General features: G+C 65.4%; 22 protein-coding genes and 1 pseudogene. 12 read left to right on the forward strand and 11 right to left on the reverse strand.

What is annotated here, in order from left to right; translation table 11 throughout:
* The 6 genes and pseudogenes from V6M87_RS24775 to V6M87_RS24800 all read left to right on the forward strand — a co-directional run.
* Positions 1-351 (forward strand): annotated as a pseudogene (locus V6M87_RS24775) (hypothetical protein); the annotation flags it as partial.
* A 63-nt stretch (positions 352-414) separates the two neighbouring features.
* On the forward strand, positions 415-825 hold the full coding sequence (locus V6M87_RS24780; protein ID WP_332879348.1) for a hypothetical protein: 411 nt from the start codon (positions 415-417) through the stop codon (positions 823-825).
* Positions 822-1508, forward strand: a complete 687-nt coding sequence (locus V6M87_RS24785; protein WP_332879349.1) for a C39 family peptidase — start codon at positions 822-824, stop codon at positions 1506-1508. Before V6M87_RS24780 ends, V6M87_RS24785 begins: the two co-directional genes overlap by 4 nt.
* 11 nt (positions 1509-1519) lie before the next feature.
* On the forward strand, positions 1520-1999 hold the full coding sequence (locus tag V6M87_RS24790) for a hypothetical protein (RefSeq protein ID WP_332879350.1): 480 nt from the start codon (positions 1520-1522) through the stop codon (positions 1997-1999).
* Between the two features lie 22 nt (positions 2000-2021).
* Positions 2022-3233, forward strand: a complete 1212-nt coding sequence (locus V6M87_RS24795) for an acetate kinase (RefSeq protein ID WP_332879351.1) — start codon at positions 2022-2024, stop codon at positions 3231-3233.
* Positions 3234-3414: 181 nt separating this feature from the next.
* Positions 3415-5961, forward strand: coding sequence for a chemotaxis protein CheW (locus V6M87_RS24800; protein WP_332879352.1), 2547 nt, complete (start codon positions 3415-3417; stop codon positions 5959-5961).
* 56 nt (positions 5962-6017) lie between these two features.
* On the opposite strand, the gene V6M87_RS24805 is transcribed toward V6M87_RS24800, so the two are convergent.
* From V6M87_RS24805 to V6M87_RS24815, 3 genes are all read right to left on the reverse strand, one after another.
* The gene (locus V6M87_RS24805) at positions 6018-6977 is read right to left on the reverse strand and encodes a PA2778 family cysteine peptidase (protein ID WP_332879353.1); all 960 of its coding nucleotides are present in this window, start codon (positions 6975-6977) and stop codon (positions 6018-6020) included.
* Between the two features lie 13 nt (positions 6978-6990).
* Positions 6991-7389: a PA2779 family protein gene (locus V6M87_RS24810; RefSeq protein WP_332879354.1), complete on the reverse strand. Its 399-nt coding sequence runs from the start codon at positions 7387-7389 to the stop codon at positions 6991-6993.
* Positions 7390-7556: 167 nt separating this feature from the next.
* Positions 7557-8603 carry a potassium channel family protein gene (locus V6M87_RS24815; protein WP_332879355.1) on the reverse strand — a complete coding sequence of 349 codons (1047 nt, stop codon included), beginning with the start codon at positions 8601-8603 and terminating at the stop codon, positions 7557-7559.
* A 319-nt stretch (positions 8604-8922) separates the two neighbouring features.
* Between V6M87_RS24815 and V6M87_RS24820 the strand changes: the two genes are divergently transcribed.
* Positions 8923-9369, forward strand: a complete 447-nt coding sequence (locus V6M87_RS24820; RefSeq protein ID WP_332879356.1) for a GNAT family N-acetyltransferase — start codon at positions 8923-8925, stop codon at positions 9367-9369.
* A gap of 12 nt (positions 9370-9381) precedes the next feature.
* On the opposite strand, the gene V6M87_RS24825 is transcribed toward V6M87_RS24820, so the two are convergent.
* Both V6M87_RS24825 and V6M87_RS24830 read right to left on the reverse strand, forming a co-directional pair.
* Entirely contained in the window at positions 9382-9750 is a 369-nt protein-coding gene (locus V6M87_RS24825; RefSeq protein ID WP_332879357.1) for a hypothetical protein, read from the reverse strand.
* Positions 9747-10550 carry a hypothetical protein gene (locus V6M87_RS24830; protein ID WP_332879358.1) on the reverse strand — a complete coding sequence of 268 codons (804 nt, stop codon included), beginning with the start codon at positions 10548-10550 and terminating at the stop codon, positions 9747-9749. Before V6M87_RS24830 ends, V6M87_RS24825 begins: the two co-directional genes overlap by 4 nt.
* Positions 10551-10650: 100 nt before the next feature.
* Here V6M87_RS24830 and V6M87_RS24835 point away from each other — a divergent pair, with 100 nt between their 5' ends.
* Positions 10651-11307 carry a response regulator transcription factor gene (locus V6M87_RS24835; RefSeq protein ID WP_332879359.1) on the forward strand — a complete coding sequence of 219 codons (657 nt, stop codon included), beginning with the start codon at positions 10651-10653 and terminating at the stop codon, positions 11305-11307.
* Positions 11304-12764, forward strand: coding sequence for a sensor histidine kinase (locus V6M87_RS24840; RefSeq protein ID WP_332879360.1), 1461 nt, complete (start codon positions 11304-11306; stop codon positions 12762-12764). Before V6M87_RS24835 ends, V6M87_RS24840 begins: the two co-directional genes overlap by 4 nt.
* On the opposite strand, the gene V6M87_RS24845 is transcribed toward V6M87_RS24840, so the two are convergent.
* A complete protein-coding gene (locus V6M87_RS24845) occupies positions 12684-13577 on the reverse strand; it encodes a LysR family transcriptional regulator (protein ID WP_332879361.1) in 894 nt (297 codons plus the stop codon). The two genes, V6M87_RS24840 and V6M87_RS24845, sit on opposite strands and share 81 nt — an antisense overlap.
* A gap of 239 nt (positions 13578-13816) precedes the next feature.
* On the opposite strand from V6M87_RS24845, the gene V6M87_RS24850 reads away from it, so the two are divergent.
* From V6M87_RS24850 to V6M87_RS24860, 3 genes are all read left to right on the forward strand, one after another.
* Positions 13817-15022, forward strand: a complete 1206-nt coding sequence (locus V6M87_RS24850) for an MFS transporter (RefSeq protein ID WP_332879362.1) — start codon at positions 13817-13819, stop codon at positions 15020-15022.
* A 126-nt stretch (positions 15023-15148) separates the two neighbouring features.
* A complete protein-coding gene (locus V6M87_RS24855) occupies positions 15149-16378 on the forward strand; it encodes an NADH:flavin oxidoreductase/NADH oxidase family protein (RefSeq protein WP_332879363.1) in 1230 nt (409 codons plus the stop codon).
* A 162-nt stretch (positions 16379-16540) separates the two neighbouring features.
* Positions 16541-17734, forward strand: a complete 1194-nt coding sequence (locus V6M87_RS24860) for an RNA-guided endonuclease InsQ/TnpB family protein (protein ID WP_332879364.1) — start codon at positions 16541-16543, stop codon at positions 17732-17734.
* Between the two features lie 40 nt (positions 17735-17774).
* Here V6M87_RS24860 and V6M87_RS24865 read toward each other — a convergent pair whose 3' ends face one another.
* From V6M87_RS24865 to V6M87_RS24885, 5 genes are read right to left on the reverse strand one after another with little or no spacing between them, the layout of a single operon-like run.
* A complete protein-coding gene (locus tag V6M87_RS24865; protein WP_332879365.1) occupies positions 17775-18674 on the reverse strand; it encodes an STM4011 family radical SAM protein in 900 nt (299 codons plus the stop codon).
* Positions 18668-20047: an STM4012 family radical SAM protein gene (locus tag V6M87_RS24870; RefSeq protein ID WP_332879366.1), complete on the reverse strand. Its 1380-nt coding sequence runs from the start codon at positions 20045-20047 to the stop codon at positions 18668-18670. Before V6M87_RS24870 ends, V6M87_RS24865 begins: the two co-directional genes overlap by 7 nt.
* Positions 20044-20895: an STM4013/SEN3800 family hydrolase gene (locus V6M87_RS24875; RefSeq protein WP_332879367.1), complete on the reverse strand. Its 852-nt coding sequence runs from the start codon at positions 20893-20895 to the stop codon at positions 20044-20046. The genes V6M87_RS24870 and V6M87_RS24875 overlap by 4 nt, the downstream gene beginning before the upstream one ends.
* On the reverse strand, positions 20888-21997 hold the full coding sequence (locus V6M87_RS24880; RefSeq protein WP_332879368.1) for an STM4014 family protein: 1110 nt from the start codon (positions 21995-21997) through the stop codon (positions 20888-20890). Before V6M87_RS24880 ends, V6M87_RS24875 begins: the two co-directional genes overlap by 8 nt.
* 4 nt (positions 21998-22001) lie before the next feature.
* Complete coding sequence (locus V6M87_RS24885; RefSeq protein WP_332879369.1) at positions 22002-22928, reverse strand: STM4015 family protein; 927 nt, start codon at positions 22926-22928, stop codon at positions 22002-22004.
* Positions 22929-22963 lie beyond the last annotated feature (35 nt).

Below are 22963 nucleotides of genomic sequence, written 5' to 3' on the forward strand. Positions count from 1 at the left end.
ACCGGCGGCAGCGGCACCAGCGGCGCGGCGACCAACGGGTCGGCCACTGCGGGCAATGCGGCAGCGGGCGACGGCGGGGCCGGCGGCGCGGGCGGCAGCAACACGGCGGGCAATGGCGGTGACGGCGGCAGCAATACGGCAGCGTTGGGCACGGGTGGCGCTGGCGCAGGCGGCACCGGCGGTGCAGGTGGCAGCAATACCGTCAATGCCGGGACGTTCGACATGTCGAACGCGATGTCAAACGTCGGGCAATCGGCCGCCGGCATCATGACAGTCAGCCAGAACAATGGCTTCTCCTCGCTGATCCAGCAAAGCGTCAATGTGCAGTCGAACATGACGGTCGGCCGCTGATCAGTTGTTGTCCTTGGCCGCAGCCATCCGGCTGCGGCAGTTTTTTGCCGGACAGGAGATGCCATGCCACAAACCTTACTTTATCGCTTCGTCCGATGGGCGCCGCTGTGCGCGCTGCTGGGCCATGGTTCCGCCCATGCCGCACCCGAGCCGGTCGCCGCGCCGTCTTTCGCCAGCGAGCCAGTACCGGTGTTTGCCGTGCTGGACGCAGTACAAGGGGCAGACGCCAGGTTTGGCGTGGCTGCCCGCAGCGACAAGCTTGACGCCCAGCGCGGCGGAACCGACACCGTCAACAACCAGATGCAGCTCGACGGCGGCGTGCACGACAACGTGGCCAACCACGTGGTCACCGGCGCCAACAGTATCGACAGCGGTTCGTTCGCAAATATGGCGGGCATTCCCACGGTGATCCAGAACAGCGGCGCCAATGTGCTCATCCAGAATGCCACCATCATCAATCTGCAATTCAAATGAAACGGCTCGTCATCCTGGCGCTGCTCGCGGCCATGTGCGCACTGCTGCCGCAACCGGGGCGCAGCGCCGAACTGGGTCTGCCCGGCGGCGAACGTTTCAGCGTGCGCGTGACCAGCATGAAAGCGCTGCGCTTCCAGGCCACGCTGCGCCAGCAGTACGACTTCAGCTGCGGCTCGGCCGCGCTGGCGACCTTGCTGACGCACCATTACCACTTCCCCGTCGACGAACAAACCTTGTTCAAGGAAATGTTCATCCGCGGCGACCAGCAAAAAATCCGGCGCGAAGGGTTTTCGCTGCTCGACATGCAGCGTTACCTGGCCACGCGCGGTTTCAAGGCCGACGGGTTCGAGCTGCCGCTGCAAAAACTGTTCGACGCCAAACTGCCGGCCATCGTCCTGATCAACGAAAAGGGCTACCACCATTTTGTCGTGATCAAGGGGGAAAGCGATGGCCGCATCCTGCTCGGCGATCCGTCGAGCGGCACGCGCGCGGTCGCGCGCGCGCACTTCGAGCAAATCTGGTCCAACAAAATGCTGTTCGTGATCCACGACACGCCGGGCGCGCCCGCCTTCAACAAGCTGGCCGACTGGCGCGCGGCGCCGCGCGCGCCGCTGGGCGAGGGCGTCAGCAATACGGCACAACAACTGGCGACCTTGCCCAAGCTCGGGCCGGGCGATTTTTGACAGGAGCCACCATGCGCTGCTTCACCATTCTGTTTGCCCTTTGCACGCTGCCGATTGCCGCATCGGCGCAGTTCGTACCAGTGAACGCCGTCGACAGTGCGGCGCTGGACGCGGTGCGCGGCGGTTTCGGTTATGGCGACAGCCTGCTCGTCACGCTGGGCATCGACCGCCTGGTGCAAGTGAACGGGAACGTCGTCGAACACAGCGCGGTGCAGTTCGGCGATGTCGGCAAGCTCGCCAGCGGCCAGGCGCAACTGGCCGGCGATGCCCCCGGCACCCGTTTGATCCAGAACGGCCAGCCGGCCCAGCTGGCAGCTGGCCTGCCGGTCGGGGCGCTGGGCGGGACCATCATTCAGAACAGCCTGAACGACCAGATGATCAACAACCAGACCACCATCCGCGCCAGCGTCAACAGCGCGGGCGTGCTGCAAACCATGAACTTCAATGCCAGCCTGAACCAGGCGCTGAATAACGCGATTTCACCCAGATAAACACAACACAGAAAGGTGCTCCATGCGTCAACTCTCCGTTCTCATCGCCGGCGCCCTCGCGTGCGCACCGGTGGCCGCCCAGACCAGCGAAGAACTGGCCGCGCAGCTGAAAAGCCTGCGCGAGGAACTCGCGCAGCAGCGCGCCCGTGTTGAACAGCTGGAACGCCAGGCCGGCATTCTGGCCGCACCGGCGCCGGCACGCGTGCTTGCCGATGTGCGCGGGGCGGGCGTGGCCGAGGATGCGGCGGTCGGGCGCGCGCCCCCGGCCGACCGCCGGCCGCCGGCGGTGGCGCCGATTTTCGAACAACCGGGCGTGCTGACGCCACGCGACAAATATGTCATCGAGCCGGCCGTTCAGTTCGGGTATTCGTCGAGCAACCGGATTGCGCTGGTCGGCTATACGATCATTCCCGCGCTGCTGATCGGCCTGGTCGATGTGCGTGAAGTCAAACGCAACACCACCACGGCCAGCATGACGCTCCGGCGCGGCCTCACGAACCGCCTCGAACTGGAATTGAAAGTGCCGTATGTGTACCGCAGCGACGCGACCGTCAGCCGCGAGCTGTTTACCGGCACCGCCGTTGAAAACGTGTTCCAGACCAGCGGCAAGGCCATCGGCGACGTGGAGCTGGCGGCGCGCTATCAGCTCAACAACGGGGGCGTCGATTTGCCCTACTTTATCGGCGGCCTGCGCTTCAAGACGCGCACCGGCCGCGATCCCTTCGAAGTCGTGACCGACTGCACCACGCGTTGCGTCGGCACCAATGCGACGGGCACCGGCCTGCCGATCGACCTGCCCACCGGCTCAGGTTTTTATTCGTTGCAGCCGAGCCTGACGTGGCTGATGCCGTCCGATCCTGCCATTTTCTTCGGCAACTTCAGCTATCTGCACAATTTCAAGCGCGGCAATGTGTCGCGCACCGTTCTGAGCGGCGAACAGGAGGCGCTCGGCGAGATCAAGCCAGGCGACGTGTTCGGCTTCAATTTCGGCATGGGGCTGGCGCTGAACGACAAGGCATCGCTCAGCCTGGGTTACGACCACAGTTCCATCGGGCGCACCTACCAGCGCGGACAGCCGGTGCCGGGCTCGGTGCGCACCCAGCTCGGCACGTTGCTGCTGGGTTTTTCGTATCGCATCAACGACAAACGCACGATCAGCGTGTCGGTGGGGGCCGGGCTGACCCGCGACACGCCGGACGTGTCGCTGATGGCGCGCATGCCGCTGACGTTCTGATGCACCGGCCTGATGCTGCGTGCTGGCCGGGATCGCAACCCAGGCTTGCCATGTGATATGCGCCATTTGGCACCGCGCGCGCACCAATTCGGCGCATGCAGGCATGCGCAAGCAGCGCAGGATGCCATTGACATTCTGGTATGGAAATTGCTTACTTATTTCCTTTTCTCTAACAGAACGTATGACCATATCCATTACCCAAAACGGCGTCGACCTTTCGCTACGCCGCATGTTGCCGCATATGCTGCATGTGACCGAGAATCGCGACACGCTCAAGTCGCTGGAGTCGGTCTGGGACGTCCTGAACCTGCTCGGCCAGTTGTCTGGCACCACCACCGAAATGGGCGGCACCAAGGCCGCCTTCGCCAGCCTCACCGAAAGCCTGCTGCACAACCTCGCACTGACGACCTATAAAAAGCGCGTGCAGGAAATCGCGGCGCAGGCGCAAGTGGCGATCGACATCCTGGTGCGCAACCTGTACGAGCGCACCGCCGATATCGGTTTTCTGGCGCTGGACGACGCTTTGCGCGATTTCGCCGCCGCCGCGCTGGCAGGCGAGGCGCCCGACCGTGGCGCCATGGAGGCGCGCTTGCAGGCCTACGTGCACCTGTATTCGGTGTACCGCGATGTGATTCTGGTTGCGCCCTCCGGCCAGGTGCTGGCGCGCTTGCCGGGTGGGGCGCAGGTGGAGGCGATGCGCGACCCGATGCTGGCCGAGGTCCTCGCGAGCCACGCTCCCTACACCGAGGCGACCGTGCGCAGCGACCTGTTCCCGGGCGAATCGCGCAACCTGCTGTATGGCACGCGCGTGCTGGCGCAAGATGGCGCGGTGCTGGGGGCGCTGTTCCTGTGCTTCGACTTTGAAACCGAAACGGGCCGCATCTTCGACAGCCTGGGCCGCGCCGGCGACTGGAGCGTCATCACCTTGCTCGACAACGACGGCCGCGTGATCGCCAGCAGCGATCCTTGGCAGATCGCGCCCGGCGCACTGCTGGCGGCGCCCGCTGGCGACGGCCACCTGATGCGTTTTGCCGGCGCCAGCTACCTGACCTCCAGCCACGCGTCGCAGGGCTTTCAGGGCTACAGCGGGCCGCCGGGCTGGCGCGCGCTGGTGCTGGTACCGCTGGCGATGGCGTTCGAGCAGGGCGATGACGCCGACCACGCGGCGGCGTCGACCGACACCGCCTTGCTGCGCGCCATCCTGGCCAGCGGTTCCACCTTTGCGCCGGCACTGCAAACCATCCCCACCCAGGCCGACGCCATCCAGCGCGAACTGAACCGCTCGGTGTGGAACGCGAATATTCGCCAGGGCGGCGCCAGCCAGGTGGCCAGCAATCCGGCCTTCTCCAAGGTGCTGCTGGGTGAAATCGTGCGCACCGGCACCCGCATGAAGGACGTGTTTACGCGCTCGATCAACGAGCTGCAAACCATGACGGTGCGGGCGCAGCTGGACGACTGCGCGTTTCTGGCCGCACTCGCCATGAACATCCTCGACCGCAACCTGTACGAGCGCGCCAACGACTGCCGCTGGTGGGCGCTCGACCCGGTGCTGCGCGGCTTGCTGGAAAGCCTGGACGGCAGCGCGCGCGAGGCCCGGCTGGGCGCGCGCCTGGCCGCCATCAACGATCTGTATTCGGTGTACGACAGCTTGCTGCTGTTCGATGGCGCCGGCGTGGTGGTGGCCGTGTCGAAAGCGGCGCTGGCGCAGCGCGTCGGCAGCCGCCTCGACGCCGCCTGGTGCGCCGCTGCACTGGTGGCGCCGCCGGACGGCTACGTGGTCTCCGAATTCGTCGCCGACGCTGTGTATGGCGACCGCCCGACCTATATCTACAGTGCGCCGCTGCGCAGCGACGCCGGCCAGGTCATCGGCGGCATCGCCGCGGTGTTCGACAGCGCGCCGCAACTCGATGCCGTCCTGTGCGCCGGCTTGCCGCAATCGGACGGCGCCTTTGCGCTGTTCATCGATGGCGCCGACAACGTGGTCGCCTCATCCGACCCACGCCGCCCGGCCGGCGCCAGGGCGGGCGTGCCGGCCGCCGTGCGCGCAGCGGCGCTCGGCGGCGGCACGGCGCAGCTGATCGCGCTGGACGGCCAGGTGCTGGCGCTGGGTGGGGCGGGTTCGTGCGGTTATCGCGAGTACGGCGGCACCGAAGGACGTGCCGGGCAGCGCTTGCTGGCGCTGGTGTGCGTGCCCCTGAGCGTGGACGATGGCGGACAGTACGCGCTCGCCGCCGCGGCGCCCGCCAGTCTGTCGGCAGCGACCGCGGCGCCAGCAGGGGAGAGCATCGAGATTGCCAGTTTCTACGTCGGCCACTATCTGCTGGGCGTGCCGGCGTCCTGCGTGGTGGAGGCGATTCCGTTTGGTGGCCTGGTGCGCCTGCCGAACGCGTCGGACAAATTGTGCGGTGCCATCGTCTACCAGGGCAGCACGATGCTGCTCTACGACCTGCACAAGGCCCTCGGCGTGGCGGCGCGCAGCAAGCGCGAGAACATGCTGACGGTGGTCTTGCGCGGGGAAGGCGGGCGCCTGTTCGGCGTGCTGGTCGAGCGGCTGGGGGACATCCCGCTGGTCGCGCTGGCCGACATCGCGCCGATCGGCGACGTGTTTGGCGCAAGCACGTCGATGCTGGCGTCGGTGGTGATGACGCCTGGCGGCGACAGCGGACCGATGTTGACCTTGCTGGCGCTGGACAGGATCGCTGCGCTGCTCAATCAACAGCTAAGGTAGGACCAGCGCGCAAGCGTGCGCGCTTCGATTGCCTGCGTACCTGGACGACGAGCGCGTCAGCGGTGCCGACGTTGCTCTGCTCGTTGAATCGACGTGAGCGTATCGAGCGCTGCCTCGCGCCACGGGCCGCCCAAAGCGAGCGCCTTTTCCGCCGCCGCGCGGGCTGCCTTCAACTGGCCCAGCTCCATCAGGACGACCCCGAGGTTATTGAAAGCCGCGCCGCTGTCGGGGCGGCGTTCGCTGATGGCCTGGAAGGCGTCGGCGGCACCCGGCTTGTCGCCCGCAGCGTACGCGCTGTTGCCTAGTCCCATTCCCAGCGTCAGGTTGTCCGGCCAGCGCCGTGCCGCCAGCGCGTAGCTGGTGCGCGCGGCGCCGGGTCGGCTGCTTTTTTCGAAGGCGACCAGGGCATCGACCACGGTCGCTTCCTCCGCGCTCGCCGGCAAGTGGCCAGGCGCCAGCGTGACCATGCCCCAGTAGCCGCTGCGCGCCCAGGTATGTTCAAAGGTCGACAGCGGCATCACCAGCCGTTCGGTGGTGCCGGAGCGCAGGATGATGTCGCGCCGGTCGACGTCGTAGCCAATGGCCACTGCGTAGTGCCATTTCGGCGCGATCGGCAGGCTGAGGTTTTGCAGGACCAGCACCGGATTGCCGGCAGCCAGTTCCGTGATCAGGGCATCCATGCGCGGGGGAATCGTCATGCTGACGGCGCCGTTGCGGCGCGCCGCTGCAATCATCTCCACCTGCAGGCTGCCTTCGCGTTGCGGCAGATAGACTTGCGGCACCAGCGCGTCCGCGTCGACGGCGAAGCCGGCTGACTGCAGCGACATGGCCAGCGCGGCCGGGCCGCACTGGTAGCGCTCCTGCGCGATGAACGGCGTGGTTTTCAGTTCGAGCTGGCGCGGCAGGTCCGCACGCGGCGCCGACAGCAACGCCGTGGTCTGGGTGGCTGCGCAACCGCACAGTCCCAGCGCCAGCACCAGGGAAAGTGCCGGCAGCCAGAAAGAGCGGGAGCGCATCATTGCGGCAGAATTAATGGCGCATCGAGCGGGTGAACGGGAACACCTTGGTCAGGCCAAGGATGTCGGTCACCAGCAACACCACGAAAATGAAGATCAGCGCGCCGATGATGCCGTCGCCGCCGGCCGGGATCGCATCGACGCGGTGCGCGATCGAGGCGGTTTCGGCGTCGCTCAGTGCGGCCACGCGGGCTTTGGCTTCGTCGGCGCTGATGCCCATTTTCGCCAGTTCGGCCTGGACGTCGGCGCGGTCGAAGGTCGCGCTGATTTTTGCGCGGTTTTGCTGGGCGGCTGCGCTGGAGACGACTTGCTCGGTGCTGACCATGGCTGCCTGTACCGTCTGGGTGAAGCCGACGAAGACCATTGCGGTGATCAGGGTGTGGACGAACATTTTTTTAATCGATTGCATCATTTCAGTTCCTTCAGGACGTTGTGTAAATTGCTATGCGCGCAGCCAGAATGCTTCAACGCGCGCAGTCATTCCGTGGCTGCAGGGGATAGTACACTTACGGCGCGTCCTGCTGTACATACTTTTATTTCCCTTTGGTAACGAAACGCAACAGAGCAACCTGCCCCTGTTCAGCTGTGCTTGCGGATCTGCTCTTCGGCCAGGGCACGCCCGTCCGGATTGGCCATCAGCACCAGGGTGACGCCCGCGCCGACTGGAAAGTCGTCGGGTGGATTGAAGGTCCATTGCTCGTTCTGGTACGCCGCCATCAGCATGTAGACGGGTGACCTGGGCAACAGTCGCGCCAGCGCCACCGGCGCCATCCCGCCTGGCAGCACCAGTTCCTCGATTCGCATGGCGCCTTCGCTGCGCAGCATCTGGTCCATGAAATTGACGACGTGGGGGCGCACCATCGCCGACGCAATGCGCGTGCCGCCGGTGAAATCGGGTGACACGATTTCGTCCGCACCGGCGTGGCGTGCCTTCTTGGTGTTGCGCACGTCATGCAGGCGCACCACCACGCGCACTTTGGGATTGAGCATTTTGACCGACATGGCGATCATCAGATTATGGCTGTCGTCGCCGGTCACCGCGAACACGCCGGCCGCGCCCATCAGGCCGGCGCGCAGCAGGGCGTCGTCGTCGGCTGCGTCGTCATGCACATACAGGCAGTCCGGGTGGTGCTCGAGCCACGCATCGAGCCCGGGCCGTTCGCTCTCGACGACCACGAAGCGGCGCCGGGTGGTGACCAGCTCCTTGGCCACGTTGCTGCCGACACGGCCAATGCCGCACACGATGTAGTGCCCGGACAGCCTGGCGATTTCCTTCTCCATCCGCCTTCTCCTTCTTTGCGCATTCAAATCCGCATCGACCAGCAATGCGACCACGGTGGAAAACACATAACTCATCGCGCCGATGCCCAGTACGGCAATGAACACCGTGAACAGGCGCCCCATCGGGTGATGGCTCAGGTCAATCGTCTCGCCATACCCGATCGTGGCCACGGTAATGAAGGTCATGTAAAAGCTGTCGACCCAGGACGCTATCGGCCGCCCCAGGTAGTGGTAGCCCAGCGTGCCGGCAAGATGCACCAGCACCAGCAGCGCAGCGCCGATGCCCAGGCCCTTGACGTGGCGGTGCGCCAGCAGTTTGGCCATGCGCGCTTGTCTTGATTGCATCCGGGTTCCTCGATCCGCAGGGGCGACCTGTTCGCCCTGCAAGGTTCCCCATGATAGCAGTGCGGCTCACGGTGGCTGCCAGCAAAGGGCCGGGCCAGGCCTGCGTGGCCGCTCTCATGTAGAAGTAGACACGGCAGTGCCCACTGCACATATTTTTAAGTTGGCTTTCGGTGGCAGCTTCGCAGCCGTTTGTTTATACTTATATTATAAATAGTTTAACTATTTATCACGTTCGTCACCAGCGCCCTGGCTTTGGCGCGCCGCCCCGCCCACGCCTGACCACACGCGACGTCCAGCGTTTTCGCCCATGCCACATAAAATGCCATCCTCCCCGACCAGCGTTACCCTCCACATCGCCACAGACGCTGATCTTGCCGCGATCAACCTTCGGTATGCCGAGATCGGCTTCGTGCCCTCCGCTTCTGACGACTTGATCGTCGTTGCCAGAATCGATGGCATCACTGCTGGCCAAGGGCGTGTCACACCGGTCGATGCCACCAGCGCTGAACTGGGCGGCATCTATGTCCTGCCTGGCTGCGAGGGCATGGGTATCGCGCGGCGCATCGTCGCGTTTTTGATCGGCCATGCAAATTTTCCGGTCCTCTACTGCTTGCCATTCGGCGAACTGGCGGCTTTTTACGGCTCGATGGGATTTTCCGCAGTGAAGGAGCCGGGTCGCGTACCGCAGAAGGTGATGCAGAAGCATCAGTGGTGCAATGCCACCTATGATAAAGCGGTCTTGCTGCTGGAGAGACGCGACAGCTGATTCAGGTGGCGTCTACTCGCGCGCCCGGTCCATCAACTGGTATTTTTTCACCAGCCCGTCGCGGCCGAACAGGATCGTCAGTTCTTTCCGGTTGTCGGCGCTGCTGATCACCAGATTCACATACGGCAGGGAATCGACCGCGCGCGGGTAGCCAAGCTGGTACAGCCACACTTCCTGACCGCCGGGGTAGGGCGTGATGCTGGCCTCGCCGAACGCGGTGCGGATGTCGGCCTTGTCGGACTTGCCGATCACGATGCTGTGCGCCGCGCGCTCGGCGCTCAGGGTTGTAAGCGCGCCGTTGCCGGTCGATGCGCAGCCGGTGGCAAGGACCAGCAGCAGGCAGCCGGCCGCGCGCATGGTTGCAGTCGGGTAGCGGCTCATTGCTCGTCGTCCAGGTAGGAGAATGTCAGCAGCGTGTCGTCCGGCCAGTGCTGGTCGTACAGCGCCTTGTATTTCACGGTATAGGCGCGGTCGCGCAGGAACAGCCAGTCTTCCTGGCTCGGCATCGGCACCAACGCCGGGCCGTGCAGCATGGCCGCGGACAGCACGCTGCGCCGCTCGCCCGCTACCAGGGTGATGCCGAACAAGGGTCGGTCGGCAAACGAGAACAGATTGATGGGCAGGCTGCGGCACGGATCGGCCAATCTAATCACCATCATATTGATCGGATGGTGAATGTAGGCCACCAGGTCAGCCGCCATGTTCACTTTACATTCGAGCATCAGGTCGCCAAGGCGGCGCGCATTGGCCGGCACGCCCGGGCTGCGGATTTCGGCGCGCCAGGCCAGGCTGCCGGACGGGCGATTGAAGCGCACCATGGCATCCGCTCCCGCGGCCTCGGCCTCGACTGGCAGCACGAAGCTGTGGTCGGCATCCAGGGGCACCGCGATGGCGCCGTGCGCACCGACGATCTGCAAGGCCAGCGACGCCATGTCCACCCCGTCGCGGCGCGGCAAAACCTTGAAGCGCAAGGTGCTGCCCGGCGCCAGCTGGCGCTGCTGCTCGAATATTTTTATGCCAGCCAGCATGTCGCGATACGATTTTTCATCGCGCTCGGATAACGCGCCCGCCACCTTCACCACGGGCACCGTTTCCTGAGCGGCGGCGCCGGCCAGGCCGGTCCACGCCATGCCCGAGAGTAGCGCCGCCAGCAGGCAGCGCCGGGTTGTCACAGCTGTCATCTTGCGTCCTTTTATAGAGAATCATTCACCCGAAGCTGCGGCCAGTATAAAAGCTGCAACCTTTGGCCAAGCCAAAGCTTGCGGCGCTTATACTTGGTCCATGCACATCCTCATCATTGAAGACGACATCGACCTCGGATTTTCGCTCCAGCAAGCGCTGCAGGTCGAGGGCATCAGCAGCGTGTGGCTGCGCCGGGTGGCCGAGTTGCCCTTGCCGCAGGAGGCGACGCAGTTCGACTGCGCGCTGCTGGACCTGACCCTGCCGGACGGCGCCGGCCTCGAGGTGCTGGCGCGCTGGCGGCGCGCCGGCGTGGCGCTGCCGGTCATCATCATTACCGCGCGTTCGGCGCTGTCCGACCGGCTGGCCGGGCTCGACGGCGGCGCCGACGATTTTGTCATCAAGCCGTTCGAGACCGCGGAGCTGATTGCGCGCATGCACGCGGTGCTGCGCCGCAGCGCGCGCCAGGCCAGCGCGGTCTGGACCGTGGGCGCCTTGCAGATCGAGCCGCGCAGCCGCGTGGTGCGCCTCGACGGCGTGACCCTCGACCTGTCGCCGCGTGAATTCCAGCTCCTGCTCGAGCTGGCGCGCGAGCCGGGCGCCGTGGTGGCCAAGGGCGCGCTGGCGCAACGCCTCGAGCCGCTCGGCGATGCGCTCGACTTCGCCGCAGTGGAGGTGCATGTGTCGAATTTGCGCCGCAAGATCGGCGCCGAGCGTATCCGCACCGTGCGCGGCATCGGCTACCTGGTCGCGGCATGAAGCGCTGGCTGCGACCGACGCTGGCCAGGCGCATGATGGGCGCGCTGCTGCTGGCCTTTGCGCTGGTGTGGCTGGTGCTGATGGCGCGCCAGCTGTACCTTGCCACCGACCGCCAGGCGTTCGACCAGAACCTGCAAACGCTCGGCGAGAATCTGCTTGCTTCGATCGCACCGATCGAGGCGCCCGGCGAAGCGCGCGCCATCGTGGCGGCGACCGCGGCGCTGATCAACCAGAGCTATCGCAGCAACCACGTGCCGGGCGTGCTGTTGATGGAGTTGCGCGCGGCCGATGGCAAGCGCCTGTTCTGGTCGCCCGAAGGTGGCAACGCAGTCGTGCGCGGCACCCCCGGCCGCATCGACCCGGGCGAGGTTCATGGTCAACCTTACCGGGTCTACCAGGGCAGGGGCGAACGCTGGACGCTGCTGGTGGCGGCGCCGCGCATGCCTGCCGGCTGGCTCGTGCGCAACCTGAGCGGCGGCCTGACCATCGACATGCTGATCGCACTGCCGTTCGTGATACTGCCGCTGTGGTTCGCCGTGACGCGCGGCCTGCGGCCCTTGCGCAGTCTGTCCGGCCAGATTGCCACTCGCAGCGCTGGTGACCTGGCGCCGCTGGGCGCGCCCCCCAGGCACGCGGAGCTGCAGCCGCTGGCGCAGGCGCTCGACGGGTTGCTGGCGCGCCTGCGCCACGAGGTCTCGCGCGAACAGGCGTTCGTGCAGGACGCGGCCCACGAATTGCGCACCCCGATGGCGGTGATGTCGGCCCAGGCCCATGTGCTGTTGATGTCGACCGATGCCGACCAGCGCAGCGACGCCGAACGGCGCATGCGCCAGGCGATTGCCCGCGCCTCGCACCTGGTCGGCCAGTTGCTCGACCTGGCGCAGCTGGACCAGCAGCGCCCGGCCGACGCTGGTGTGTGCGATGTGGCGCAGTTGTTGCGGCACGAGCTGGCGCTGATTGCGCCGGCCGCATTGGCGCGCCAGATCGAGCTGTCGCTCGATGCGCCGGATGCGCTGCACCATGCGCTGGACCTGCCGGCGTTTCAGTCGATCGTCCATAACCTGCTCAACAACGCGCTTGCCTACGTGCCGGACAACGGCCAGGTGCGCGTGTCCTTGCAGGGCGCGCAGCCGGGGCTGGTGCTGGTCGTGGCCGACGATGGACCCGGCATTGCGCCGGACCAGCGCGCACTGGTCTTCGAGCGCTTCCATCGCGGTGGCGGCAACGGCACCAGCCCCGCCGCGCCAGGGGCCGGTCTCGGCCTGGCGATCGTGCGTGAAGCGGCGGCGCGGCTCGATGGGCATGTCACGCTGGAAGGCGGGATCGGCGGGCGCGGGTGCAGGTTTGCCGTGATGCTGTATGGCGCGCCCCAGGCTTCAGTCCTTGAACCTGAGCGCGTCCATCACAATCCCCATGACGCGCGACGCCTGGCGCCGGCTGGGGTAGTAGGCGTGTAATCCCGGGAAGGTCCCGCACCAGTCGGGCATGACGCTCACCAGCCGCCCGGCGCGCACATGTTCTTCTACCAGGTCTGCCGTGATGAATGCCAGGCCGTTGCCGCTCAGCGCCGCATTGACCATCTGGCTGACGCTGGAACAGATGACCTGCCCGCGTACCCGCGCTTCGAGCTGCTTGCCGTCGTGTTCGAGCTCCCAGGCATACAGCCCGCCGCGCGTGGCCAGGCGTAGCGTGATGCAATTGTGTTTCAGGAGTTCCGGCAAGGACGTGGGGATCGTGTGCCAGGCGAAATAGGCGGGCGATCCGACAATCATCAAGGGCAGTGGTGCAGTCAGGCGCACCGCGATCATGTCATTGTCGACCTGGTCGCCGTAGCGCACGCCGATGTCGTAGCGGTCCGCGGCAATGTCCGTTAAACGGTAGTCGGCATGCATCTCGACGTGCAGGTCGGGGTAGGCCGGCAGCACCGGCGCCAGCCTGGGCCACAGCACCGTGTCGATCACGTGATCGATGGCGGTGATGCGGATCGTGCCGATCGGCTTGTCGCCCAGGTCGCTGACCGCGGCAATTTCTGCCTCGACTTCTTCCAGGCGCGGGGCGACATTTTCCAGCAGGCGCAGACCGGCCTCGGTGGGCGACACGCTGCGCGTGGTCCGGTTCAGCAGACGGACGCCGAGCCGCTGTTCCAGCGAGCGAATGATATGGCTGAGCGCCGATTGCGTCATGCCGAGTTTCGCCGCGGCGCGCGTAAAACTGCGCTCGCGCGCCACTTCAAAAAAAATCAGGATGTCGTTGATATTGTCGCGGGCCATGCAGGTCCTTTCGTCCATAAAAATGCTTGCCGCAGCGACCATCGGGCGCATGTACACGGCGCATAAATTGTCGCGTTACTCATGACAGGCAATCATATAACGCATGCAGTCTCGATTGGTGTTCGTGCAAAATCGCACGTGATTCATGGCACGGCCGCATAAGCCTGGCGAATTTTGTGGCGGTTCGCAGGCCCGGCCGGGCCTTATCATGCCGTCTTCGCTCACAACACTTTATCTCCATGCAAGGAAACATCTCCACGATCGACGACCACAGCAGCCCCGGCGCAACGACGGCCTGGGGCGGCATCTTCGCGCTGGCGCTGGGCGCCTTTGCCCTGGTGGCTTCCGAATTCATGCCGGTCAGTTTATTGACCTCTATTGCCACCGACCTGCATGTGAGCGAAGGGCAGGCCGGCCAGTCCATTGCGGTGTCGGGCGCCTTCGCACTGCTGACCGCCCTGGCCATCCCTTCGCTGGCGGGCAAAATGGACCGCAAGACCTTGCTGCTCGGACTGACGCTGCTGATGATCGTGTCCGGCACCATCGCCGCCTGGGCGCCCAACTACGCCGTGTTCATGCTCGGTCGCGCCTTCATTGGCGTGGCCATCGGCGGCTTCTGGTCGATGTCGGCGGCCACGGCCATGCGCCTGGTGCCGCCTGACCAGGTGCCGAAGGCGCTGGCCATCGTGAATGGCGGGAATGCGCTGGCCACCGTTGTCGCAGCGCCCCTCGGCAGCTTTTTGGGCGCGCTGGTCGGCTGGCGCGGCGCGTTTTTTTGCCTCGTGCCGGTGGCCGTGCTGGCACTGGCCTGGAAGATGTTCAGCTTGCCCGCCATGCCGGCCCGTCCCCGGCGCGGCAAAGGCAATCTGTTCGCCCTGTTCAAACGGTTGCCGGTCGCGCTGGGCATGGCGGCAGTCAGCCTGTTTTTCATGGGCCAGTTCGCCTTGTTGACCTACCTGCGGCCGTTCCTGGAAACCGCGACCCACGCCAGCGCCATGACCACCTCGCTGATGCTGCTGGCAATCGGCGTGGCTGGATTCATCGGCACGGTGTTGATCGGCGCGCTGCTCAAGGCGCACCTGTACGAGACCCTGATCACGATCCCGCTGGCGATGGCGGCGATTGCCATTGCCCTTATCGTATTCGGCAGTTCCACTGCCTGGACAGCGGTGTTGCTAGCGTTCTGGGGCCTGCTCGGCACCTCTGCGCCGGTGGGCTGGTGGACCTGGCTGGCGCGCACGCTGCCGGACGATGCCGAAGCCGGTGGCGGCCTGATGGTGGCGGTGGTGCAGCTTGCCATTACGGCCGGCGCGGGGCTGGGCGGCGTCCTGTTCGACGCCATGGGTTACCGGGCCACGTTTGGCCTGAGCGCCGCAATCTTGCTGCTTGCTGCGGCGCTGGCGTTTGCCGCGGCCATGGCAGGTCGCGCGCGCGCAATGGCATGACGCTGCGGTCCGGCCACGCGAGCAGGGCCGCTGCGCCCCGCTCCGGGCCGGTTCGACCATGCACTTGCGCGCGGTCATCAGTGCGATGTTAGCATGACGCGTCTATTCAACCATCCAGGGCCCACCATGTTGTTTACGCCACTCACTCTGCCGAACGGCAGCACGCTGCCCAACCGGCTCGCCAAGGCCGCCATGGAAGAAAGCATGGCCGAAGCGGGGCAGTTGCCGGGACGGGCGATTCATCGTTTGTACGCGCGCTGGGCGCAGGGTGGCACCGGGCTGATCATCACGGGCAATGTGATGGTCGACAGCCGCGCACTCACCGGCCCCGGCACCATCGCGCTGGAAGCACACACCCCGCTCGAACCCTTCAAGGCGTGGGTGCAGGCCACCCGCGGCCACGGTGCAACAATGTGGATGCAGATTAACCACCCGGGCCGCCAGGTGATGGCCAATCTGGGCGGCCTGGCATGGGCGCCGTCGGCCGTTGCGCTCGACCTTGGCAAGCACAGCAAATTGTTTGCGCCACCGGTCGCGATGACCGAGGAGCAGATCGCAGAAGTGATCCGGCGCTTTGGCGATACGGCCTACGCTGCCGAACAGGCCGGCTTCGACGGGGTGCAGATCCATGCCGCACACGGCTACCTGCTGTCGCAGTTTCTGTCGCCGCTGGCCAACCGGCGCGACGACCAGTGGGGTGGCAGCCTGGCCAACCGCGCACGCCTGCTGCTGGAGGTGGTGCGCGCGGTGCGCGCGCGCGTGGCGCCAGGCTTTTGCGTGTCGGTCAAGTTGAACTCCGCCGACTTCCAGCGCGGCGGCTTCTCCGAAGAAGACGCGCGCCAGGTGGTGCTGCTGCTGAACCAACTGCCGGTCGACCTGGTTGAACTATCCGGCGGCAGCTACGAAAGCCCGGCCATGCAAGGCCGCACCGCCGACGGTCGCACGCTCGCGCGCGAAGCGTACTTTCTGGAGTTTGCCCAGGCGCTGGCCGCAGTCGCGCGCATGCCTGTCATGACCACCGGTGGCATCGCCCGCCAGGCGATTGCCGAACAGGTGCTGGCCAGCGGCGTTGCCGTGGTCGGCATCGCGACGGCGTTGACGCTGGCGCCCGACCTGGCGCAGCAATGGCGCGCCGGCGCGGCGCCGCTGGCAACCGACCCGCCGCTGAAGTGGCAGGACAAGGTGTTGGCCAGCCTTGCCACCCTGGCGGTGGCAAGGCGCAGGCTGCGCACGCTCGGCGCCGACGGCCGCAGCGGGGGCCGTCTGAGCCCGCTGTTTTCGCTGCTGATCGATCAGGTGCTCACCAGCCTGCTCGCCAGGCGTTATCGGAAATGGCGCATGAAATTGTCGGGCTGACTGGTGTACGAAGAGGGTTTTAACAGTTTCTTCGGAACTTAATTGAACGTGGCTAGTCTTATCCGTATGAACAAGCCTGTACCGATCAGTACCGCAGCCAGGGCCATCGGCGTCTCCACCAGCACAGGTTGACGGTGTTCGCTGCGCCATCAAGGAGGCACAATGCTAGCCCACCGCATCCGGCTCAATCCGAACAATGTTCAGGCAACGTCATTGTCCAAAGCCGCCGGTGTTGCTCGCTTCGCCTACAACTGGGCGCTCAATGAGTGGAAACGGCAGTACGACGTTTCCCAAACAAGCCCTGCGTTGCCAAAACCGAACGAGGCTGCACTGCGTCGCCAGCTCAATGCCATCAAGCGTAGCAGTTTTCCGTGGATGTTGGAGGTAACCAAGAACGCGCCGCAAATGGCCATCATGCAATTGGGCGACGCTTTCCAGAACTTCTTCTCGGGACGCAGCCACTACCCGACTTTCCGCCAAAAAGGCCGTGACGACCGATTTACGCTCACCAACGACCAGTTCAACATTGAAGGCAAACGCATCCGCATTCCTAAACTAGGCTGGGTGCGCATGCGCGAGTCGTTGCGATATACCGGCCAAGTCGTCTCGGCGACGGTCGCGCGTCATGCCGGCCACTGGTACGCCAGCATTACGGTCGATACGCCTGACGATATGCCCTTACCGCAAGCCGAAAACCAAGGTGCGGTTGGGGTGGATCTTGGGATTACGGCGCTGGCCACGCTGTCGACCGGTGAGAAAGTTCTCGGGCCGAAGGCTTTGACAACGCTATTGAAGAAGCTGCGCCGCCTGGGACGCTGTCTGACGAGGAAGGTAAACGGCTCACGCAACCGGGCCAAGGCCAGGCAGAAGTTGGCGCGACTACATGCGCGCATCGCAGACCTGCGCAGCGATAGCCTGCACAAGCTGACGACAGAGCTGACGCGCCGTTTTCATAGCATCGTCATCGAGGACCTGAACGTGAAAGGCATGTTGAAAAATCACCGCCTGGCGCGCGCCATCTCCGACATGGGCTTTCATGAATTTCGTCGCCAACTCATGTATAAAGCAGCGCGGTGCGGTGGTGAAGTATTCGTTGCCGATCGCTGGTATCCAAGTAGCAAGTTGTGTTCAAGCTGTGGGGACAAGCTGGAGAGGCTTAATCTGGGAGTCAGGCAGTGGATCTGCCCGGTGTGCCATGCGATGCATGACCGCGACGTCAATGCGGCGATCAATTTGAGAAATCTGGCGGTAAGTTCTACCGCTGCTGCCTGTGGAGGAGACGGCTCTGGCCATGCGTGCAAACGCAAGGTGAAACCGGCCCCAGCGAAGCAGGAATCCAACGGCAAGAAAACTTAGCTTCGGCTAGGTTTGCGTAAGTTTGGAGGAACGGAAACGGCTATCCCGCTTCTTTTTCTGTCTCGGTGGTCGGGGCGATTCTTGCCAATACGCCCAGGCCAAACATCGTCTGGAACGGCAAATCCTTGCGCTGCGCATAGCCGATATAGCAATCGCACTTGAAGCGTGGACAGCTGCGTTCCTGCAGCAGGTCGGCCAGATCGTCCTCGTACAAATTGCCCAGCCGTTCAGGCACAAAGTGGCAGCGCGTCAGGGTGCCGTCGCCGTCGACCGACAGCGCGGTTTCGCCCGCCAGGCAGGCTTTGCCGCGTGACGGCGCGGGGCGGCGGCTGTGCACAAACCATGGATCGACGCCGTCCAGCCATATCAGCTCGTCAGCAGTATGGTAGCCGGGACCGCGCCGGTCATACGCGTTCAGCCAGAGATAGATATGGGCCGGCAGCGCCAGGCGCAGGGCCCGGATGGCCTTGTAGTGCTCGTGCAGCGCCACCACGCCGACCGAATAGCGCACGCCCTTGGCGTCGAGCTGCGCGCAGCGTGCGAGAAACCGTGCGCTCGTGGTCTGGCCCGGATGGAAGGTACACCAGAGGCCGATTTTGGCGCGGCTGGTGCGGTCCATCTCGCCCAGCCAATCCAGGGGACCCGACAGATTGGTTTGCAGCGCCACCTGGTGCACATGGGGCAGTGCCGCCAGCGCTTGCATGGCGGTGCGGTAATGGCGCCGCACCAGCGCTTCGCCCCAGGGTGTGAACAGCACGCTGACAGCGCGGCGTTGATTCGCCACCCAACTGGTGAAACGCGTCAGCTCGCGTCGATCGCGCGCCAGTTGCGCACGGCTGTCCTGCTTTTTGGCGAACGGACAATAGCTGCACGCGTAATTGCAGCTCGATAGCGTGCCCCGGTACAGCAGGGACAGACCGCTATCGTGCGCGCTCAGCACGGCTGGCCGCTCTCGGCCATCAAGGCGCGCACGGTGTTTGAGGCCAGCCACGGGCCGATGGTGTCGGCGTAGGCGTAACCGCGTTCATTCAAACGCAGCAGCGGCCCTTGCTGCGTCACCAGTTCGAGCGCGAACAGTTCGGCCAGTTGCGGCAGGTCGTCTGCGCAGGCAGTGCCGAAGCGGGCAGTATAGGCGGCGCAATCGAGGCCCGGTTCGGTCAGCAGCGACTGGATCACGTAGCGGCGTTGCTGGTCTTCCGCGTCCAGCAGATAGCCGTGTTCGGCCTGGTTAAAACGCGCTTCGTCGTGCGCGAGGTAGTTGTCGATGATGCCGATGGTCTCCATCCTGGCCACCGCATATTCGCTTGAGTAGTGCAGGCTGGCGGTGTAGGAACGCGCACCCGCGCCCAGCCCCACCATGCCGTCGTTCTGACAGCAGTAGGACGGAGCGGCGTCCTGCGGCGCGTGCGGCGCGCGGAACATGCGCATCGACACTTGCACATAGCCTCGCGCGCGCAGATGGTCGCGCGCGGCGGCGTACAGGGCCAGGCGGCTGTCGCCACTCTGCGCAAGAATAATGGGATTGAGGGTGTGTGCACCGCGGCGGCGCGCCACTTTGCCCAGGCCGGTCTGTTCGCGCACGTAAAGCGGATACAGATACAGTTCTTCTGGCGCGAACGCCAGCGCGCTGTCGATCGACGCCAGCAGGCTGGCCACCGTCTGCCCCGCAATCCCGTAAATCAGGTCCAGGTTCAAGGTCGGAAAACCCGCTGCGCGGATCAGCCCGATGGCCGCACACACCGTGGCATTTTGCTGGGGCCGCGCCAGTGCGCGCATTTCGCCGGACGCAAAACTCTGGATGCCCAGGCTGACCCGGTCGATACCATGGGCGCGGCACACGGCCAGGCGTTCGGCCGTCACGGTTTCAGGCGAGGCTTCGATACCGGCCGGCGTGGCGTGCAGGTCGATGCCGAGGATAGCGCGCGCGCCGCACAGCAGCGTGTCGAGCTGCGCCGCCGACAAGTAGGTTGGCGTGCCGCCGCCCAGCGCAAAGCGGGCAAAGTGCCGCTCGCCCAGGGCGCCATCCATCGCACGCATCTGCACCAGCAGCTGCTGCACGTAGCGTTCAACCAGCGCGGCAGAAGGCTGCGCCATCGCGAACAGATTGCAAAAGCCGCATCGCATCGCGCAGAAAGGAATATGGATGTAAGCGAACAGGGCGGAGCGGTCCTGCTGCGCCCACAGGGGCGCCAGCGGCGTCGCTTGCGGCAGCGTGCGATACGCTGCCTTGTGCGGATACGAATAGGAGTAGGCCTGGTACGGCGTATGGCGCATGCGCTGCGCCAGGGTGCCTGGCTGTTCGGCTGGATTCACGGTGCGGCGTCCTTGTGATTCGGTGGTGAAATATCTGGCGGCGATGCTGGCAGGATGAAGTGCGCGTAGGGCACGTTCCAGACGCTGTCGTGCGCCACGCGGTGGCCGCGGTAGCCGTCTTCGCCGTAGGCACTGCCGTGGTCCGAGCACACGATGGCGAAGCATGGCGCGCGCGCGGCAAAGGCATCGAACAGCGGCGCGAGGGCCCCATCGACATAGCGCAGGGCGGCCGCGTGGCTGTCCAGGTTGTCGGCGCGGCAGCCGGGCAGGTAGGCGCGGTTGGGCGCATGCAAGGCAGCCACGTTGATGAACAGGAACGTGCGCTGCCGGTTTTGCGCCAGCAGCGTTCGTGCCAGCGCCACCTGCTGCTGCGTCGAGTGGCGCCCGGCCACGCCCATGCCGGCGCTCCAGTGGCTTTCCTGGAACAGCGCCGGCAGGACGCGGCCCAGGGCTGTCTGTTTGTTAAAAAAGCCCACGCCACCGATGCAGATGGTGCGGTAGCCGCGCGCGGCGAGCGCCTCCGGGACACTCGCCTGCTCGAATGCAAACGTGCGCGGCGAGGTGGTCTCGCTGCCGGCAAAGGCGCTGGCAAACAGGCGCGGATGGCGTCCGGGGGATGCCGGCGTGGGCAGGAAGCCGGCGAAAAAGGCCTGGTGCGCCGCATAGGTGAAGGTGGCCGGCGAGTGGCGCCGCTCCCAGCCGGTGCCGGGCAGGAAGCGTCCCAGGGTGGGTAGCTCGCCTGCCTCGAACAGGGCCTGCGCCACGTCGTAGCGCAGGGTGTCGAGGGTAATGAAGACGATATCGTGGCTGCCGACGATGGCGTGCATGTCCGGAATCGGTTCAAGCATGACGGTGCAGGGCAAGCAGCTGGGCCGCGTAGGTATCGTGACCCTGCCACAAGAGGCCGGGCAGCAGGTCGCCGAAAGCGTTCGCTTCCAGCAGATGCGCCTGGCCACGCCGCACCACCAGGTCGTAGCCGACCACGCCGCTGGCGCGAAATGCCCGCCCGGCCTGCAGGACGGCGGCCTCGAGCGCGGCCATGTCGGCCCCGTCCAGCAATGTCGCGGCGTCGCCGCGCTGATTGTCGAGGTGCAGATTGGTCATCATCTGCGCACCCAGGCGCGCGACGCGGTGCGCGGGCTGGCCTGCAATGGCCACGGCGCGCAGGTCGTAATGGCGATCGCCGCAGCGCGGCTTGTCCAGCCAGGCTTCCGCATACAAGGCCTGCGCGGCCAGGGCGTCCACCAGCGCGGCGATGTCGGTCGCTGGCTCATAGCGCGTGATCCGCTTGACGTTGAACAGGCGCATGCCGCCACCGCCATGCACGATCTTGGCCGAGGTGGTCGCCTGCTGGCGCCCGCTGCGGTTGCGTCGGTACGCCACCACGCCGGAGGCCGACGAGCCATAGCGCGGCTTCAGGTAAAGACGGTCGAGGTCGTGCTCTTGCAGTAGTGCCTGCAGATGGTCGTAGCCGTCCACGCGCCCCAGCAACACCGGCGTGGGTACGCCATGTGCGGTCAGGTGGCGCTGACAGGCCAGTTTGTCGGTCATCAGGCAGATCGCGTCCGGCGCATTCACCACCTGCGCCCGGGGCAGGCTGGCCAGCCGGCGCGCGAGGCCTTGCATGGCCGCCGCAAAACCGGCGAACCAGACATCCATTGCCAACAATTCGCCGTGTTCGGGCGCGCGCAAGGGCGGCAGGCCCAGCAGCCGGCAACCGGCGTGCAACAAGTGCAGGTGGGCGAGGGGGTCGTCACCCGGCGGCTCGATTTTGAACAGGCACGGCCGGTCGAGCGCAGCGTCGATCCGCGCCGGCTCTTCCAGCCAGTCGCGCCAGGCGACCACCTGCGCCACCGGCAAGCCCAGTTGTGCGCGCGCCGCCTGCAACTGGCGCACGCGCTTGCTGCCTGGGGTGGCCAGCAAGACCATGGCGCACGCGGCCGGGTCCAACGAGCTACTCGCCAACCGCCACGTAGCGATACACCTCGCCATCGTCCTCGTCGTCTTCCTGCGGATCGTCCAGCACGACCTTGAAGGGCAGGGCATTGAGCTTGTCCTGGTTCGCTGCCGAGATGTAGTGATGCGACAGGTCCAGGCGCGTCAGGTTGCCCAGTTGGGTGCCGCGCAGCAGGGCGTCGGCGCCGACGTCGCCGATGGTGCCGAGCGACAGGTCGAGCGTCGTGATGGTGGCCAGCAGGGGCTCGTTGGCCAGCCAGGCGGCCAGTTCGTCGGCGATCTGCGCGTCGCGCAGGCCCAGGTAACGCAAGCCTGGCGTGGCCAGTTGCGCCAGCACTTTCCGGTACAGCGCCACGTCGCCTGAAAAACCATACTCGTCCGTGCCCAGCCACAGTTCCAGGTGTTCCAGCTTTGGCATGTGCGAGCTGGCCAGCGACTGTGCGATTTTCTGGTCCAGGCCACCGGATTCGATGATCAAGGTGCGCAGGTTCTGGTGCGTGAACGGTTCGATGGTCAGCGCATTGCCGCCACGGATGCGCAAGGTTTCCAGTTGCGGAAAGGCGTCCAGCAAGGGCTTGTAGCTGCCTTGCACGATCCAGGAGATTTCACATTCCTCATACGTCATGTCGCCGATGAACAGCGCACGCAGTTTTGGCAACTGTGGCGCATGCTGCGCCAGCGCGGCGATCACTGCGTCGGCGCCGGCTTCGTAGGGGTCGCCCCACATGCCGATGATCAGTGCTTCGAGCGTCGACTGGTCCGCTTTGTCGAGAAAGCTGGCGATCAGGTCCGGCATCGGGCGCTTGTCGTCATAGCCGATGGACAAACGGTAGACCACGTCCGGCGATGGATCGAATGCGATATCAGGATCGTACTGCAGCACTTTTTTATTCTGGAAGATCGTGGTGCTGTCGGAAATCGTCATCGAAAAAGCTCCTGGTCGAATGGTGGCGGGTCTTA

This window comes from Massilia sp. S19_KUP03_FR1 (assembly GCF_036688685.1).
In the GTDB taxonomy this organism is placed as follows: domain Bacteria; phylum Pseudomonadota; class Gammaproteobacteria; order Burkholderiales; family Burkholderiaceae_D; genus JALYUM01.

Coding starts and splice junctions, on each gene's coding strand:
- V6M87_RS24815 (WP_332879355.1), bottom strand. CDS start 8,603: ATGCAATCAAGACAAGCGCGCATGGCCAAACTGCTGGCGCACCGCCAC.
- V6M87_RS24790 (WP_332879350.1), top strand. CDS start 1,520: ATGCGCTGCTTCACCATTCTGTTTGCCCTTTGCACGCTGCCGATTGCC.
- V6M87_RS24875 (WP_332879367.1), bottom strand. CDS start 20,895: ATGCTTGAACCGATTCCGGACATGCACGCCATCGTCGGCAGCCACGAT.
- V6M87_RS24835 (WP_332879359.1), top strand. CDS start 10,651: ATGCACATCCTCATCATTGAAGACGACATCGACCTCGGATTTTCGCTC.
- V6M87_RS24825 (WP_332879357.1), bottom strand. CDS start 9,750: ATGAGCCGCTACCCGACTGCAACCATGCGCGCGGCCGGCTGCCTGCTG.
- V6M87_RS24885 (WP_332879369.1), bottom strand. CDS start 22,928: ATGACGATTTCCGACAGCACCACGATCTTCCAGAATAAAAAAGTGCTG.
- V6M87_RS24800 (WP_332879352.1), top strand. CDS start 3,415: ATGACCATATCCATTACCCAAAACGGCGTCGACCTTTCGCTACGCCGC.
- V6M87_RS24860 (WP_332879364.1), top strand. CDS start 16,541: ATGCTAGCCCACCGCATCCGGCTCAATCCGAACAATGTTCAGGCAACG.
- V6M87_RS24840 (WP_332879360.1), top strand. CDS start 11,304: ATGAAGCGCTGGCTGCGACCGACGCTGGCCAGGCGCATGATGGGCGCG.
- V6M87_RS24830 (WP_332879358.1), bottom strand. CDS start 10,550: ATGACAGCTGTGACAACCCGGCGCTGCCTGCTGGCGGCGCTACTCTCG.
- V6M87_RS24780 (WP_332879348.1), top strand. CDS start 415: ATGCCACAAACCTTACTTTATCGCTTCGTCCGATGGGCGCCGCTGTGC.
- V6M87_RS24795 (WP_332879351.1), top strand. CDS start 2,022: ATGCGTCAACTCTCCGTTCTCATCGCCGGCGCCCTCGCGTGCGCACCG.
- V6M87_RS24850 (WP_332879362.1), top strand. CDS start 13,817: ATGCAAGGAAACATCTCCACGATCGACGACCACAGCAGCCCCGGCGCA.
- V6M87_RS24820 (WP_332879356.1), top strand. CDS start 8,923: ATGCCATCCTCCCCGACCAGCGTTACCCTCCACATCGCCACAGACGCT.
- V6M87_RS24855 (WP_332879363.1), top strand. CDS start 15,149: ATGTTGTTTACGCCACTCACTCTGCCGAACGGCAGCACGCTGCCCAAC.
- V6M87_RS24810 (WP_332879354.1), bottom strand. CDS start 7,389: ATGATGCAATCGATTAAAAAAATGTTCGTCCACACCCTGATCACCGCA.
- V6M87_RS24805 (WP_332879353.1), bottom strand. CDS start 6,977: ATGCGCTCCCGCTCTTTCTGGCTGCCGGCACTTTCCCTGGTGCTGGCG.
- V6M87_RS24785 (WP_332879349.1), top strand. CDS start 822: ATGAAACGGCTCGTCATCCTGGCGCTGCTCGCGGCCATGTGCGCACTG.
- V6M87_RS24845 (WP_332879361.1), bottom strand. CDS start 13,577: ATGGCCCGCGACAATATCAACGACATCCTGATTTTTTTTGAAGTGGCG.